General features: G+C 47.5%; 19 protein-coding genes and 1 riboswitch. Of the genes, 6 read left to right on the forward strand and 13 right to left on the reverse strand.

The genetic code is table 11. The features are described from left to right. The first annotated feature begins 88 nt into the window (after nucleotides 1-88). A complete protein-coding gene (locus tag D5S11_RS09505) occupies nucleotides 89-2,374 on the forward strand; it encodes an ATP-dependent helicase (RefSeq protein ID WP_047935607.1) in 2,286 nt (761 codons plus the stop codon). A 68-nt stretch (nucleotides 2,375-2,442) separates the two neighbouring features. Here D5S11_RS09505 and spoVIF read toward each other — a convergent pair whose 3' ends face one another. The 4 genes from spoVIF to D5S11_RS09525 all read right to left on the reverse strand — a co-directional run bounded on the left by spoVIF (nucleotide 2,443) and on the right by D5S11_RS09525 (nucleotide 3,958). Further along, nucleotides 2,443-2,697, reverse strand: a complete 255-nt coding sequence (spoVIF, locus tag D5S11_RS09510) for a sporulation-specific transcription regulator SpoVIF (protein ID WP_003154986.1) — start codon at nucleotides 2,695-2,697, stop codon at nucleotides 2,443-2,445. Between the two features lie 166 nt (nucleotides 2,698-2,863). Beyond that, complete coding sequence (locus D5S11_RS09515) at nucleotides 2,864-3,025, reverse strand: YjcZ family sporulation protein (protein WP_007610678.1); 162 nt, start codon at nucleotides 3,023-3,025, stop codon at nucleotides 2,864-2,866. 92 nt (nucleotides 3,026-3,117) lie between these two features. Further along, a complete protein-coding gene (locus D5S11_RS09520) occupies nucleotides 3,118-3,315 on the reverse strand; it encodes a hypothetical protein (protein ID WP_047935605.1) in 198 nt (65 codons plus the stop codon). A gap of 286 nt (nucleotides 3,316-3,601) precedes the next feature. After that, complete coding sequence (locus D5S11_RS09525; protein ID WP_047936403.1) at nucleotides 3,602-3,958, reverse strand: DUF1360 domain-containing protein; 357 nt, start codon at nucleotides 3,956-3,958, stop codon at nucleotides 3,602-3,604. 170 nt (nucleotides 3,959-4,128) lie between these two features. Between D5S11_RS09525 and D5S11_RS09530 the strand changes: the two genes are divergently transcribed. The 5 genes from D5S11_RS09530 (at nucleotide 4,129) to cotZ (ending at nucleotide 6,685) form a co-directional block, all read left to right on the forward strand. Then, nucleotides 4,129-4,515 carry a spore coat protein gene (locus D5S11_RS09530; RefSeq protein WP_003154992.1) on the forward strand — a complete coding sequence of 129 codons (387 nt, stop codon included), beginning with the start codon at nucleotides 4,129-4,131 and terminating at the stop codon, nucleotides 4,513-4,515. Between the two features lie 37 nt (nucleotides 4,516-4,552). After that, on the forward strand, nucleotides 4,553-4,867 hold the full coding sequence (locus tag D5S11_RS09535; RefSeq protein ID WP_015239584.1) for a hypothetical protein: 315 nt from the start codon (nucleotides 4,553-4,555) through the stop codon (nucleotides 4,865-4,867). Nucleotides 4,868-4,959: 92 nt separating this feature from the next. Further along, on the forward strand, nucleotides 4,960-5,460 hold the full coding sequence (locus D5S11_RS09540; protein ID WP_020955644.1) for a spore coat protein: 501 nt from the start codon (nucleotides 4,960-4,962) through the stop codon (nucleotides 5,458-5,460). A gap of 150 nt (nucleotides 5,461-5,610) precedes the next feature. Beyond that, entirely contained in the window at nucleotides 5,611-6,093 is a 483-nt protein-coding gene (gene cotY, locus D5S11_RS09545) for a spore coat protein CotY (protein WP_007409090.1), read from the forward strand. A 148-nt stretch (nucleotides 6,094-6,241) separates the two neighbouring features. After that, nucleotides 6,242-6,685: a spore coat protein CotZ gene (gene cotZ / locus D5S11_RS09550; protein WP_015417224.1), complete on the forward strand. Its 444-nt coding sequence runs from the start codon at nucleotides 6,242-6,244 to the stop codon at nucleotides 6,683-6,685. A gap of 58 nt (nucleotides 6,686-6,743) precedes the next feature. Here the strand turns inward: cotZ and D5S11_RS09555 are convergent, their stop codons facing one another. From D5S11_RS09555 to tenA, 9 genes are all read right to left on the reverse strand, one after another. Beyond that, the gene (locus D5S11_RS09555; protein WP_080130422.1) at nucleotides 6,744-7,352 is read right to left on the reverse strand and encodes a CotO family spore coat protein; all 609 of its coding nucleotides are present in this window, start codon (nucleotides 7,350-7,352) and stop codon (nucleotides 6,744-6,746) included. Between the two features lie 97 nt (nucleotides 7,353-7,449). Continuing rightward, nucleotides 7,450-8,226 (reverse strand): enoyl-ACP reductase FabI, encoded by a 777-nt coding sequence (gene fabI, locus D5S11_RS09560; protein WP_003155001.1) that lies wholly within the window; start codon nucleotides 8,224-8,226, stop codon nucleotides 7,450-7,452. 130 nt (nucleotides 8,227-8,356) lie between these two features. Next, nucleotides 8,357-9,169: a bifunctional hydroxymethylpyrimidine kinase/phosphomethylpyrimidine kinase gene (gene thiD / locus D5S11_RS09565; protein ID WP_108725043.1), complete on the reverse strand. Its 813-nt coding sequence runs from the start codon at nucleotides 9,167-9,169 to the stop codon at nucleotides 8,357-8,359. Nucleotides 9,170-9,191: 22 nt separating this feature from the next. After that, a complete protein-coding gene (gene thiF, locus D5S11_RS09570) occupies nucleotides 9,192-10,202 on the reverse strand; it encodes a thiazole biosynthesis adenylyltransferase ThiF (RefSeq protein ID WP_108725044.1) in 1,011 nt (336 codons plus the stop codon). Beyond that, nucleotides 10,199-10,969: a thiazole synthase gene (gene thiG, locus D5S11_RS09575; RefSeq protein WP_007610655.1), complete on the reverse strand. Its 771-nt coding sequence runs from the start codon at nucleotides 10,967-10,969 to the stop codon at nucleotides 10,199-10,201. The genes thiF and thiG overlap by 4 nt, the downstream gene beginning before the upstream one ends. After that, complete coding sequence (gene thiS, locus D5S11_RS09580; RefSeq protein ID WP_003155008.1) at nucleotides 10,966-11,169, reverse strand: sulfur carrier protein ThiS; 204 nt, start codon at nucleotides 11,167-11,169, stop codon at nucleotides 10,966-10,968. Before thiS ends, thiG begins: the two co-directional genes overlap by 4 nt. Further along, nucleotides 11,166-12,275 (reverse strand): glycine oxidase ThiO, encoded by a 1,110-nt coding sequence (thiO, locus tag D5S11_RS09585; protein WP_108725045.1) that lies wholly within the window; start codon nucleotides 12,273-12,275, stop codon nucleotides 11,166-11,168. Before thiO ends, thiS begins: the two co-directional genes overlap by 4 nt. Beyond that, the gene (gene tenI, locus D5S11_RS09590) at nucleotides 12,259-12,876 is read right to left on the reverse strand and encodes a thiazole tautomerase TenI (protein ID WP_007409098.1); all 618 of its coding nucleotides are present in this window, start codon (nucleotides 12,874-12,876) and stop codon (nucleotides 12,259-12,261) included. Before tenI ends, thiO begins: the two co-directional genes overlap by 17 nt. After that, nucleotides 12,854-13,561 carry a thiaminase II gene (gene tenA / locus D5S11_RS09595; protein ID WP_007409099.1) on the reverse strand — a complete coding sequence of 236 codons (708 nt, stop codon included), beginning with the start codon at nucleotides 13,559-13,561 and terminating at the stop codon, nucleotides 12,854-12,856. The genes tenI and tenA overlap by 23 nt, the downstream gene beginning before the upstream one ends. 87 nt (nucleotides 13,562-13,648) lie before the next feature. Continuing rightward, nucleotides 13,649-13,757, reverse strand: a riboswitch (TPP riboswitch). Nucleotides 13,758-13,777 lie beyond the last annotated feature (20 nt).

Consider the following 13,777-nt stretch of genomic DNA (forward strand, 5'->3'; position numbering starts at 1 on the left):
TAATCTTACTTTTTGAAACGCTGTTCTTTTGTTATGATATTCTTTGTCTATCAAATGGATGAACACCTTTTAATGGGAGGACCCCTTTTTGAAATGCGCCCGACTGAATAACCGAACGATACATTTACATACATATTCTAGAGAACATTACCAATTCCTTTTTGAAGAAGCTCAGAAAGGAAATATTTTTTGCGCACATTGTGAGCAGCCCGTCTTGATGAGGCTTTCGATTTTAGAGCAGCCCGCATTTTATCACCGGCAAAAGGGAGACTTCACCGCCTGTGAAAAAGCATGCGCGGCCGAGGAACCACAAGCGGAGAAAGAAAAAGAAGAGTATAAGGAAGCCGGCATGTTCCGCCTGCCGAAAGGAAAAGCGATTTCAGAGAATCCGAAACCGATCGTCTCAGAATGGAAAAGCCCGAAAAAAGTGCCTGCGGCCGAACCGTTTTCACCAACATCCGAGGCGGCTGATACATCTTTGTTCCCCGGCATCGGCCTGAACCGTGAACAGATGAAGGCAGTTACTGAAACGGACGGGCCTTTATTAGTGCTTGCCGGAGCGGGAAGCGGAAAAACAAGGGTGCTGACAGCACGCGCCGCCCATATGATTGAACACCTCGGCATTTCACCTGAGAATATGCTGCTTGTGACCTTTACGACAAAAGCCGTCGCCGAAATGAAAGAGCGGATGGCAAATGAGTACGGTCTGGCAGCCGGAAAAGTCTCCCGTCTCGTGACCGGAACATTCCACAGTTTTTTCTATAAAATACTCTGTCATTATGATTCTTCAAAATGGAACGGCAGCCAGCTTTTAAAAATGGAGTGGCAAAAAGAGCAATATGTGAAAAAGGCGCTCTATGAAGAAAACTTGGATGAAAAAGAGTTTCCCGTCGACCAGGCGCTTCAGCTTATCGGCTGCTGGAAAAACACGTATCTCCCCCATGAGACCATTCCGCTTGCGGACGACTGGGAGAAAAAAGTGTACAGGCTCTACGAACATTACGAACGGCAGAAGCAGGAAAAACGGCAATTTGATTTTGATGACATGGCCCAAGGCTGTTATGAACTGTTTCAAAGCCGGCCTGATATTCTCGCGCAGTACCAAAACAGATTTTCTCATATTTTGATTGATGAATTTCAAGATATCAATCCTGTCCAGTACAACATTATGCAAATGATCGCAAGCCCAGAGAATAACCTGTGCTGCGTGGGTGATGACGACCAATCCATTTATGCGTTCCGCGGCAGCAGCCCGTCTTTCATTTTAGATTTTCAGAAAGATTATCCGGCAGCAAAGACCATTTACTTAACGGCAAATTACCGATCGCCGCATCCGATCGTCTCAAGCGCTCATGCCGTCGTAAAGAAAAATAAAAAACGGTATGAAAAAACACTTTCTGCCGTCAAAGACGGCGTTCACAATCCCGTGATGTTTTATCCTTACGATGAAGAAGAAGAAGCGACCATGATTGTTTCGGATATGAAAGAGAAGATTCAAAACGGGGCGAGTCCTGACGATTTTGCCGTACTTTACCGGACAAACAGCGCCGGACGGGCCATTTATGAAAGACTGCATCAATCATCGATTCCTTATCATGCCGACAGGGGCGTGCAGACGTTCTACAGCCGCAGAATCGTACGCCAGATCCTCGCCTACTTATATGCGAGTCAGAATGAAGATGATCCGGATGCGGTGAAAGACCTGCTGCCCGCCTTATTTTTAAAGCAATCCGCCCTGCAAACGTTAAAGGCGCTGTCAATTACTGAAGATTGCACGATGATTAAGGCACTGACGAAACTGCCTGACCTGAAGCCTTTTCAAATAGGGAAGATCAAGCAGATCGTTCCGTTTTTCGCAAGCATCCGGACAATGAAGCCGATTGAAGCCATCACCTTTGCAGAAAGCAAAATGGGTTTTTCCGAGTATTTAAAAAAACGGGGCAATGAGGGAAACAAACTGGAAAAAGGCTCTGATGATCTCAGGGATGTCAAAGTGGCCGCCAAAAAATTCAAAACCATTCCCGATTTTCTTGCGCATGTCGATCATATGCGCGCCGCTGAGAATCTGAAAACCGATGAAAACGGCGTCGAACTGCTGACCATTCACCGCTCTAAAGGTCTTGAATTCAATACGGTCTATATTTTAGGCGCGGCTGACGGCTCGATCCCCCATGACTTCGCACTTGAGACGGCGAGACAGGGCGATCCCGCTCCGCTCGAAGAAGAAAGACGGCTTCTGTATGTCGCAATGACAAGGGCCATGCAGCATTTATATGTATCTTGTCCCGCGTACAGGCGGGGAAAAACAGCGCGCAGCTCAAGATTTCTCGAGCCCCTTCTTCGGACGGACAGACGGAGCGCACTCAGGATATAAAGAACCCGGCAGATCACTGCCGGGTTCTTCTCACATAAAAAGGCCTTTTTAGCAAGGCCGGCTGACGCCTATTTATTGTTCAGCATTTTAGAAATGGTGCCAAAATCAAGTTTCTCTTTACCGCTTGTAATAGATTGAACGATTTTGTCTTCCAATTCTTTCGGAACACGCTTGTTAGCCAGCTGGGACACCTTCTGAATGACGCCTCTCACCGTGTTTTCATCTTTGAAATTGGCATTTTGCAATGATCCTGCAAGGTTCATGACATCCTTCATGCTGACGCCTGTTTTCTTCTCAATATTTTTGAAAAATTGATTATCCATGGTGTGCCTCCTTTTGTGGAGTAATACGATATTGTATGAATAAAGAGCGGAACATGTGCCCGTAAGACAAGGAAAAAATTCCGAGTGCCCCGTCTCTATACTCCTTTATACATCAGGGAAGCACGGGACTGAACGGTCCCGCGCTTATCCAAGGTCTTGCTAAGGTTTAGCCAAAAAAGGATGCACCGACAATGATCAGAAGGATGAACAATACGACAACAAGAACAAATGTTGAGCCGTATCCGCCTCCGACATAGCCGCCTCCGTATCCGCCGCAGCCGCCATAACCGCCGTAGCCGCCGCCGAATCCGCCATATCCGAATCCCATATTTAAGCACCTCCTTTACTCTGTATACTCTATGTGAGCCGACTTGTTTGGCTTGGATAAATGCATAGGGCCGGTGCGGATTTCATTTCATTTTATTGAGAATGCTCATTTTTCTTCAGTTTTGCTTCTGTCTCGGCGGCAAACACATCTATCCATTCCTCAAAGCGCGATCCCGCTTCATCAAACTCAGACAGCTGTTTTTCAATAGATAAGATATATTTGTCATGCTCCAGCTGGTTTTGATTGTGCCGGCGGTATTTACCGTTTATGAATGATTCAAATATATTCATAACATCCCCTCCTCCTATGATCTATGCCGAACAGAGGCCGGCGTTCGGCAAAAAACAAAAAAACCGGAAGCTCCGGTTTTTTAGAAAACGGCTATTTCGGTTTTTTCTTTTGGCCGCAGCCGCAGCCTTTTTTCTTAATTTTTTTTTCGTAAGGCTGATGCACAGTTGATTTGTATGGAGAGTGTTGGGAAGGTTTGCTTGATTGATTCATGGTGATCCTTCCTTTCCTTATGTCATATATGCCAGTTTATGCCGAAAGTGACGGTAAGTTGCTGGTGGAACCGCCTTATTCCTGCAGAAGACGAGAAACCGCAGCTTCAATGATTCCGGCCGCGCCGGCTATGGCTAACAGCAAAATCAGCCATTGCGCAGCCCCGGGTATCACAATCTGCGCCGCAATTAAAAAGGCGGCACACCACACGCCCGTACACCAGTAGCAGCTGAGAAGTTCACCGATAAATGCCCTGATGCCTTTTCCTTTTATGACAATGTAGGTTTCTGTCGTGCCGTCTGGTGCGGTTTCTGTTTTTTCCTCGTGAAAAAGGCTCCGAAGCGGCGCCATAATGGTGTCAAATACGAAAAGCCTGGCCAGCCGGAAAACGGCAAACGATAACAGAATAAATGAAAGCCAATTGATAACCACCTGTTCACTCCTTTTCAAAACTTGACCTCTTTATACATATGCGAAAACCCTGATCTTCATGAATCGCACCTTGTCCGGTAAAAAAATAGGTGCGGTTTAGTTGTTTTTCTTATTCCGCTCGGCGTTTCATTTGCATTATATAAAGTATGAATGAGAAAGGAGTGAAGGTTATGTCGTTTGAAGAAAAAGTCGAAACACTGCAACCGCAAATATACGAACAATTATCCAACGAATTCGAGCAGACGATCGAAGTGATTGATTGCGAAAATGTCACAATAGATACAACACATATAACGGCCGCTCTTTCTATACAAGCCTCAGTTACTACGGCGATTATCCTCGCGACACAGCTCGCGATCGCAGATGAAGACACAGCCGACCAAATAGCAACCGAACTGCTGATCCTGGATGATTGCCAAATAAAAAAGAGGACCGTCATTCAAGTCCTGAACAGCCGCAATATTAAAATCACACTGACTGCAGACGATATTATGGCCTTTGTACAAATTTTGTTTCAATTATTAAATATACTTTTTGCTGAACTAGACATCCTTTAACCTTTCTTTTCAAATATTTAAATAGAGGTGAGAACAAATGGCAGATAACGAAAAATTAAAAAAAGAACTCGAAAATCTACCAGAAGTGGATCCGCTTTTAAAGGTGCTTGTCAGCAATGTCTTCAAAAAACACGGCGTGACAAAAGATAAAATGCGGGAAATACCTGATGAAGAAAAAGAAATGCTGATCGCATTAGTCAAAGACATGCAGGCAAAAACAGAAGCTTTTCTTGAAAGCCAGAAACAGAAAAAAGAGCAGGAAAAAGCGCAAGATCAGCAGACCAATCCGCAAACCCGCAGAGAACAATTAATCGAACAGCTCCGGCAAAGACGCCAAAATCCCGGTCAATAACTAAAAAATAGTGATTTTTATCAGGATAGATGCCTGAGTCAAAGTAAGGGGCCGGCTCATTTAATATTAGTAAAAGAAAAGGAGGAATAGATATGGAAAGCAGACCATACTCTTGGGTTGCACTTGATCCTGAATGCGAACATCCGCGAGAAGAAAAAGAAGAAAAAGAAGGCAGAAGATGCAGTGTTTGCTGTAACGGAAACGGATTCGGCGAAGATAATGCCTTCCTTGACCAAGACCTTGCTCAAGCGAATCTCAACAAACAAGTTTCTGAAGAAGCGATTATTATCAGAGACTCTTGTGATATTAACGTAACGTCAACAGACGTTCAAGCAGTCGCTTCAGTCATGACAGCGATTAATGCAGCAGTCGTAACGGCCACTCTCACTTCAATCGCTGACGGAGTCATCGCTGAATTGGTCGCACAAGACTTATTGCAGCTAACAGCTAACAAACAAATCAACCGTCAAAAACTGCTCATCGAAAACTCCCGCGGCGTAAACGTGACAACAGTAGATGCCGATATCGCAGTATTGATCTCAACAGCGACAAATTTACTGATTGCTGTCTTAGTCATCACCCTTGTCCTCTAAAAAGAAAAAGCAGAGCTAAAAATGCTCTGCTTTTTCTTATTTTCTCCGCATATGATGAATATATAGACGTTCACCCACACCAAGTGAGGCTCGCGTACATATGTTGTTAAAGACAAAAGTCAAATACCCTAAAAGAAGGAGCTGAAATCCATGAGCTGCGGAAAACACCATGGCCGAGATGAAAGTTGTGTATGCGATGCAGTCGAGAAGATTTTAGCAGAACAAGAGGCTGTTGAAGAACAATGCCCGACTGGATGCTATACGAATCTTTTGAGCCCGACGATTGCAGGTAAAGACACCATTCCGTTTCTCGTATTTGATAAAAAAGGCGGATTGTTCTCCACATTCGGGAACGTCGGAGGATTTGCGGATGACAGCCAGTGCTTTGAGTCCATTTTCTTTCGTGTAGAAAGACTATGCGATTGCTGCGCGACGCTTTCAGTATTGCGCCCCGTAGATGTGCACGGCGACACCCTCAGCGTCTGCCATCCTTGTGATCCTGATTTCTTCGGTTTAGAAAAAACAGAATTTTGCATTGAAGTTGATCTGAGCTGCTTCAGCGCCATTCAGTGCCTTTCACCCGAGCTTGTTAACCGGCCTGCGCCGCACAAAGAGAAAAAGCATCACGGATAGTCATTGATTCGCATCTTTCCTAAAGAAGAATCCCCTTCCAACCTTCTATTACAGATGCAATCATCAGCCCGCCCGGACTTCCGGGCGGCTGACTCTCCGATATCGTTTAAACCGGTACCATTTAAAACGTGAAGTCAGGAGGGATATTATGAGCAAGCATACAACATACTGTGTGCGTGAAGCGGTAGAAAATATTGAAGACCTGCAAAATGCGGTTGAAGAAGATTGCCCGACAGGCTGTTATTCTAAACTTTTATCTCCGGCTTATACATTAGGCGATACAGTGCCGTTCGCCATCTTCACCTCAAAATCGAAACCGTTCACCGCATTCGGAAACGTCGGCGAGCTGGATAACGGTCCGTGCTTTAATACCGTTTTTTTCAGAGTTGAAAGGGTCTGTGACGGCTGTGCCACATTAAGCCTGCTTATTGCTTTTGACGAGCATAAGCACATTCTTGATTTTACAGATAAAGACTCTCTCTGCGATGTATTCCGTTTAGAAAAAACGAACTATTGCGTTGAAGTCGATCTCCATAGCTTCTGCGCCATCAATTGCCTGAACCCGAGACTGATCAACCGCACACATTCTTAAATCAAAAAGCATAAAAATAAGCTGCCGGATGAAAGAATTCAGGCAGCTTTTTGTATGGTTAAAATCCAAGCGGATGCAGCGAGGTAATATCGTCTATTGCGAGTTCTGCCGGCGCTCCGTTGCTTGTCGTCCGCAGGAAGATCGCATTATTTTTTCTGCCGACGATTACGCCTCTGTAGGTTTTCCCGTTCGCTTCTATCAGACAAAGGGTCCGCGGCATATTATGCGGCAGCTTCGTTAAGAAATCAATTTTTTCAAGAATGGACATTCTGCTCATCGGCTTTTTCACGCGCTTTGGCGGAACCTTTTCCTCTGGGGCGGCATTGTGAACCGCTTCAGGCTCTTTTTTAGCGGCATCAGGCTCTTTTTTAGCGGCGTCGGGCTTGGCAGTGTCCTGCTCCGCTTGCGCCGGAACTTCTTGAACGGCTTCTTCTGCGCGGCTGTGCTGTTCAGGTACTTGCTTTTCTGGCTCGACAGCCACTGCTCCTTCAGGCTGAGTTTGACATTCTTCCTCCCGCTTTCCATGCATCGGCTCTTCTTCCGGCGGCTGAGGCGCTTTCCTTTTTTTGATTAATATGTCCTGCATTGATGATTGCGTGTCTGAATAATCCGCCTGAACAATATACATGAGCGGTTTTTTTTCCGCGTTTCTGTTTTGTTTTGACATCTTCATCCCTCCGATTCTGTCATGTTTTATTTATATGACGGAATGATTAAAATCAGAAGAAAGAAAAAAGCAATCCCTGAAAGGGACTGCTTGTTATTTAACGTGCGGTAATATGGAATCCTGAATCAACGTGAAGATTTTCGCCCGTGATGCCTCTTGACAGGTCACTGAACAAGAATGCAGCCGTGTCGCCCACTTCTTCAGGTGTTGTCGTGCGGCGCAGAGGCGCGCGCTCTTCAATTTCTTTCAGGATGGAGTTGAAATCACTGATTCCTTTTGCAGACAGCGTACGGATCGGTCCTGCTGAAATGCTGTTGACGCGGATGTTTTCTTTTCCTAAGTCAGCGGCTAAATATCTGACGCTCGCATCAAGAGACGCTTTTGCCACACCCATTACGTTATAGTTTGAAACGACGCGCTCTCCGCCGAGGTAAGTGAGTGTAACGATGCTTCCGCCTTCAGTCATAATCGGACGCGCCGCTTTTGCGACCGCTGTCAGAGAGTAAGAACTGATGTTATGCGCAAGCAGGAATCCTTCGCGGTTCGTATTTAAATATTCGCCGACAAGCTCTTCTTTGTTTGCGAACGCGATGCAGTGCGCGATGCCGTGAATCACGCCGACCTGCTCTTTAATGCTCGCAAAGCAAGTTTCGATCTCAGCGTCATTTGTCACATCACACGGAAGGATGATGGAATCATTTCTTTCTAATGTAGCCGCAAGGTCATGAACTGATTTTTCCAAGCGCTCTCCCGCGTAAGTGAAAATGAGGCGCGCTCCGGCTTCATGCAGCGAACGGGCGATTCCCCATGCGATACTGCGTTTATTGGCAACGCCCATCACAACGATGTTGCGGCCTTCAAGTGAGAAATTCATATGTATAAAGCCTCCTGTAATCGTCTTAAAGACATAGTTTTAGTACCTGATCTTAATTTTTATCATATCATAACCTTGTCCAGATTGAAAGCATGGGAAAAAGACCGCGGATGTTGAAGCGGTCTCTTTTTTATCTCGTCTGCAGACTGTTCCTTTTAAAGGCAAAATGATTGGTCGGGCCGTGTCCCTCTCCAATGCCGAGCGTATGTTCCACGGCTTCCCGCACAAAATTGACGGCTGTCTCAAACGCGGTCTGAATGTTTTTCCCCTTTGCCGTTTCCGCCGTCAGCGCGGCTGCGAACGTGCAGCCTGTTCCGTGGGTGTGTTTGGTGTCAATATAAGCGTGACTGATTTGGGTAAAAGACGAACCGTCAAATAATAAATCAACGATCCTCCCCTGTTCAGGCTGGTGTCCGCCTTTTATGATGACATGCTTTGCACCAAGCTCGCAAAGACGTTCGGCCGCTTTTTTCCGGTCCTCAAACGTGCGGATTTCCATTCCCGTCAATACCTCAGCTTCCGGAACATTCGGCGTCACCGCATAGCTGCGCGGAATTAACAGCTCTTTTAACGCGGCCTGAGATTCCTCACGCAGCAGGGAAGCGCCTCCTTTGGCAATCATGACGGGGTCGGTGATGACATGATCAAGCCCGTACTGATCCGTTTTTTCCGCAATTTCCGCAATCATTTCCGCGCTCCACAGCATTCCCGTTTTTACAGCGTCAGGCCGCAAATCTTCCGCCACCGCGTCAATCTGGCTGCCCAGCACTTCCCGGGTGAGCGGATAAATGCCGTGAACGCCCAAAGTGTTCTGGGCGGTGACCGCTGTAATGGCTGACATCCCGAAAACGCCGAGCTCCTGAAAGGTTTTGAGATCCGCCTGTATACCGGCGCCGCCTCCTGAATCTGATCCGGCAATCGTCAATGCTTTGCATATGCTCATGATGTTTTTCTCTCCTTTCGCATTATCCGATCCATTTATGATAAAAGGATTTCGCTCTGCTGATATCACTTGTGCCGTGTATGAATGCTCTGCCGTCACGAAACAGTACCATCTTGAAATTGTCTTTGCAAAACGAAATTAAATACGGGTTGGCTGAAACATCAAGCCCTGTCCGTCTGAGCTGTCCCGCAAGTTTTTGCAGATCAAACTGTTCAGAGATCCCCGCTCTGATCTGCACCGTGTTCCGCCCGCACAGAACCGCCGCTTTTGTCTGATTTTCATAGGATAAAAACGGATAATCGTTCGTGCCGCAGCTTGGGCAATCAGCCGACTTAAGACGGGCGACGTTTATTTCTGACCGTTCATTTTTCCATAAATCAAAGGAACGGAGAACATGCTCGATAGATCCGCCCGTTAACAGCTTCAGCGCATCTGCTGCCTGAAAAACGGCCGTCTGCAATACAGCCGGACTGATGATTCCCGCCGTATCGCATGTCATACCGCCTAAAGGCAATGTCTCAAGCAGACAGTGAAGGCACGGCGTGACACCGGGAATGACGGTAAAAGAGAGCCCGTAGCTGCCGACACAGGCGCCGTACAGAAAGGGAATCCCTTTCTGCACAGCCGCATCATTCACAATCAGCCTCGTTTCAAAGTTGTCGGCGGCATCCACGATGAGGGAGGCGCCACGAATCAATCCGGGTGCGTTTTCCGCAGTGACATCCATGACAAATCCCTCGACCTCTACATCACTATTTATGGATCGAAGCCGTTTTTCAGCCGCCGCGGCTTTCGGCATTTCCTGTCTGACATCGTCTTCGGTATAGAGCTGCTGGCGCTGGAGATTACTCCACTCCACATAATCTCTGTCAGCGATCGTTACCTTCCCGACCCCTGCTCTGACAAGCATCTCCGCACTTGCCGTCCCAAGCGCACCCGCGCCGATAATCACGGCATGAGACGACCGGAGCTTCTCTTGGCCGGAGGGACCGATCGGCTGAAACAGCTCCTGTCTGGAATATCTGTCCGTCATACCGGAAGACCGTCTCGCGGACTGCTTGCAGTTCCGTAATCTTTCACCGGAATTCTCCCGGCTTCATAAGAAAGGCGGCCCGCTTCTACGGCAAGCTTCATCGCCCGGGCCATCTTGACCGGATCATCAGCGCCTGACACAGCGGTATTTAACAGCACACCGTCAGCCCCGAGCTCCATCGCGTAGGCGGCGTCTTTTGAAGATCCGACGCCGGCATCGACAATGACCGGCACCTTCGCCTGTTCAATGATAAAGGATAGATTCAACGGATTTAAAATTCCCTGACCGGAACCGATCGGCGAAGCACCCGGCATAATAGCATGCACCCCGAGCTCCTCAAGGCGTCTTGCGAGCACGACATCATCTGACGTATACGGAAGCACGATAAATCCCTCTTCGAGCAGCTGTTCTGATGCTTTCAGCGTTTCAACCGGATCTGGCAAAAGTGACCGGCTGCATCCGATGACTTCTACTTTTATCATGTCACAAAGCCCTGAAGCTTTGGCAAGCCTTGCGATTCGGACTGCCTCTTCAGCCGTTGCGGCGCCGGCCGTATTCGGCAGGAGCGTGTATTTAGACAAATCAAGCTGTTCGAGAAAGTTAGGCTGAGACTCTTCAAAGATGTTCATCCTCCGCACTGCAAAGGTTAAAATATCTGATTCCGAGACGGCCACCGCCTCTTTCTGAATCTCAAAACTCGGATATTTTCCCGTTCCTAACAGCAATCTTGACTGAAACTGTTTTCCGCCTATTGTTAACATCCTCATCCGCCTCCTACAAAATGGACAATTTCTATGACATCGCGGTCACACAAACTTGTATTTTCATAATTCTTTTTTTCAATGATTTCTTTATTTCTCTCCACAACTACGATTCTTTGATCAAGCTGGTACGATTCAAGCAAATCCTGAACCGTCCCCTCTTTTCGATTCCAATCAATTTGTTTTCCGTTCAGCTGAAGGATCATATATGAACAGCCTCCTTGCGATCGATTCGAAACGCTTCTTCCCATTCCTGTTTAATCTGTCTTTCCATGATCATATCCCGCACCATTTCAGCCGTTGCCGGCGCCAACAGGATGCCGTTCCGAAAATGGCCGGCGGCGAAGATGATGCCGCTGTCTTCAGGATGCCGCCCGATAAACGGCTTTCCGTCTCTTGTTCCCGGCCTGAGCCCCGCCCAAAACCGGTCTATTTTCATATGTTCGACGGCGGGAAGCATGGTTTTCGCTTTTGCAATGACGGCCTCAATTCCTCCGATGTCAGGCGTATCGCTCCAGTCGCCGTGTTTCATCGTGGCGCCGATGACAAGCCGGCCGCTTTTTCTCGGGACGACATAACAATGATCATGGTAAAGGGTTTTGGTCAGCGGGATATCGTCATTCCACACGGAAAGGCATTCTCCTTTCACAGGAAAAAAAGGCTGTCCCAAGCCGAGCTGGCTGAAAAACCGGCCGCTCCATACACCGCTTGCAACTGCGACTTTGTCAGCATAAACATCCCCGCCGGACGTTGTGATGCAATATTCTCCGTTCATCCGTTTTACGGAGGTGACTTGTGTATGCTCATATATGTCAGCGCCATAGCGCCGCGCTCCTTTTGCATACGCTTTGCAGACATAGTACGGTTCGACATGGACATCGTCTTTTATAAAACTTGCGCCGAGAATGTCTTTTGAAGCGTAAGGCTCTTTTTCAAGGGCATCTTCCGCTGAAAGCCAGGTGACGGAAGGCAGATCATCCATCTTCCGCAGACGGGCGATATCTTCTTCGGTATACGCCAGTTTAAGCATTCCGCCGTTATGGCGCCTGATGTCAATGCCGCAAGCTTCCTCAAGCTCTTGCCCCGCCGCTTCATACAGCCTTTGACTGTGCATGGCAAAATCAAAAAACGCATCCCGGTTTTCACATTCCGCATGAGCGCCCAGCATTCCCGCGGCAGCGCTTGTCGTTTTTCGGCCGACTTCTCCGGCTTCAAGCAAGACAACGTTCTGCTGCGTCTTCGCCAGCTCATAAGAAATGGCGCACCCGATAATTCCGCCGCCGATCACCGCTGTATCATAGTGCTTCTTCATAATCGGCCTCCCTTACCGCGCGTGCATACCGTTTTGCCGCCACCTCAGGATTTTCAGCTGAGAATATACCTGACATGACGGCAATTCCGTCCGGTTTCGCCTGCTTTGTGTGTCCGATCGTCTGCAGTGTCATTCCGCCGATTGCGATGACGGGGATGGAAAGCGTGCGTTTGATCTCTGAAAGCAGGCTGATGCCCCTTGCTTCAAGTCCTTGTTTACATTCGGTTTCAAATACATGGCCGAACACCACATAATCCGCATCTTCCTTTTCAGCTTGGATGGCTTCTTTCAGCGAATGAACCGAACGTCCGATATGAAGATGGGGAAATCTGCTTCGCACCTGCTTTACGGAAAAGCTGCGGGACGGAAGCTGAACACGGTGTATATTGGCAAAAAGCGCGATATCCGCCCTGTCATTGATGATCAATTTGTCCTTATCCGCACCGCCCTTTTTCAAAAGGGACAAAAGCTGCATGATCTCTCCCGCTGTTTTATCCCGCTCACGGATATGGATAAAGCTTACTTCGCGCTGAATCGAAAGAATATCCTCGGCCAGCTCGGCAACGGGTTTGCGATTATCAGTTACCGCGTGCAGCTCCAAAAGATTCCACCTCTTTTCCGCCCTTCTCGGACCAGCCTTCTTTTTGATAGGCCATTCCCCAAAATTGATATTCATAATAGCTTGAAATCACAAAATTCTCTTTCATTTTCGCGCGGATGTCCTCTGTGCTGTTTTCAGCAATCTCGTCAAAACGGCTGATCTGTTCTTCGACTTGCTGTCTGAACCAGTCTCCGCCGTATGTACCGATCCATTTTTCATAAATCGGATGCTCCGGTTTGCACTCCTTTAAGTGTTCGCCGACTTCATAATAAAGCCAATAACAGGGCAGAAGCGCAGCTAATATTTCTCCAAAATTGCCGCTCATCACCGATCTGTACATATGAGACGTATAAGAATAGGCGGTCGGTGCCGGTTTAAATGCCGCACGCTCTTCTTCCGTAATCCCTAAAAGCTCCGTAAACTCGCGGTGCAGCGCCATTTCCGCTTCATATGTCCCTTGAGCGTGGCCCGCCATCCTGCCCGTCGTAAACAAGTCTTCGGCATATGCGGCGCCGAACGCCTGAACTTTTGCAAAATGCGTCAAATAGTAGGAATCTTGCAGCACGTAATAGCTGAAACGGTCTATCGGCAGGCTTCCGTCACCGATTCCCGTTACAAACGGATGAACAAAACTTCCGTCCCACCATTCGGCAGCCGCCAGTCTGCATTCTTCAGAAAATGTCATCATGTCTTCCCCCCTGATAAAATAAAAAAACCACTTTCCCGCATCGGAAAAGTGGTTTGGAATTTAAATGGATAAAAGGAACCCCAAAAAAATACCGCTCCACTTCCCTACGCAGGTCTGAACCTGTTCAAGTTATGAGGGTCTAAAAGTCTCACTTTTATCTCAGCCCTTATGAAGGACACCCCTAGTGGTCATACGATTAATGATTTATTTGTT

It is taken from the genome of Bacillus sp. L75, assembly GCF_003676355.1.
GTDB classification, from domain to species: domain Bacteria; phylum Bacillota; class Bacilli; order Bacillales; family Bacillaceae; genus Bacillus; species Bacillus velezensis.

Coding starts and splice junctions, on each gene's coding strand:
- fabI (WP_003155001.1), bottom strand. CDS start 8,226: ATGAATTTCTCACTTGAAGGCCGCAACATCGTTGTGATGGGCGTTGCC.
- D5S11_RS09555 (WP_080130422.1), bottom strand. CDS start 7,352: ATGTCAAAACAAAACAGAAACGCGGAAAAAAAACCGCTCATGTATATT.
- spoVIF (WP_003154986.1), bottom strand. CDS start 2,697: ATGGATAATCAATTTTTCAAAAATATTGAGAAGAAAACAGGCGTCAGC.
- thiS (WP_003155008.1), bottom strand. CDS start 11,169: ATGATCCTTCAGCTGAACGGAAAACAAATTGATTGGAATCGAAAAGAG.
- cotZ (WP_015417224.1), top strand. CDS start 6,242: ATGAGCAAGCATACAACATACTGTGTGCGTGAAGCGGTAGAAAATATT.
- D5S11_RS09520 (WP_047935605.1), bottom strand. CDS start 3,315: ATGAATATATTTGAATCATTCATAAACGGTAAATACCGCCGGCACAAT.
- thiF (WP_108725044.1), bottom strand. CDS start 10,202: ATGACGGACAGATATTCCAGACAGGAGCTGTTTCAGCCGATCGGTCCC.
- D5S11_RS09535 (WP_015239584.1), top strand. CDS start 4,553: ATGGCAGATAACGAAAAATTAAAAAAAGAACTCGAAAATCTACCAGAA.
- thiD (WP_108725043.1), bottom strand. CDS start 9,169: ATGAGCATATGCAAAGCATTGACGATTGCCGGATCAGATTCAGGAGGC.
- cotY (WP_007409090.1), top strand. CDS start 5,611: ATGAGCTGCGGAAAACACCATGGCCGAGATGAAAGTTGTGTATGCGAT.
- D5S11_RS09515 (WP_007610678.1), bottom strand. CDS start 3,025: ATGGGATTCGGATATGGCGGATTCGGCGGCGGCTACGGCGGTTATGGC.
- D5S11_RS09530 (WP_003154992.1), top strand. CDS start 4,129: ATGTCGTTTGAAGAAAAAGTCGAAACACTGCAACCGCAAATATACGAA.
- tenA (WP_007409099.1), bottom strand. CDS start 13,561: ATGACATTTTCTGAAGAATGCAGACTGGCGGCTGCCGAATGGTGGGAC.
- D5S11_RS09540 (WP_020955644.1), top strand. CDS start 4,960: ATGGAAAGCAGACCATACTCTTGGGTTGCACTTGATCCTGAATGCGAA.
- thiG (WP_007610655.1), bottom strand. CDS start 10,969: ATGAGGATGTTAACAATAGGCGGAAAACAGTTTCAGTCAAGATTGCTG.
- thiO (WP_108725045.1), bottom strand. CDS start 12,275: ATGAAGAAGCACTATGATACAGCGGTGATCGGCGGCGGAATTATCGGG.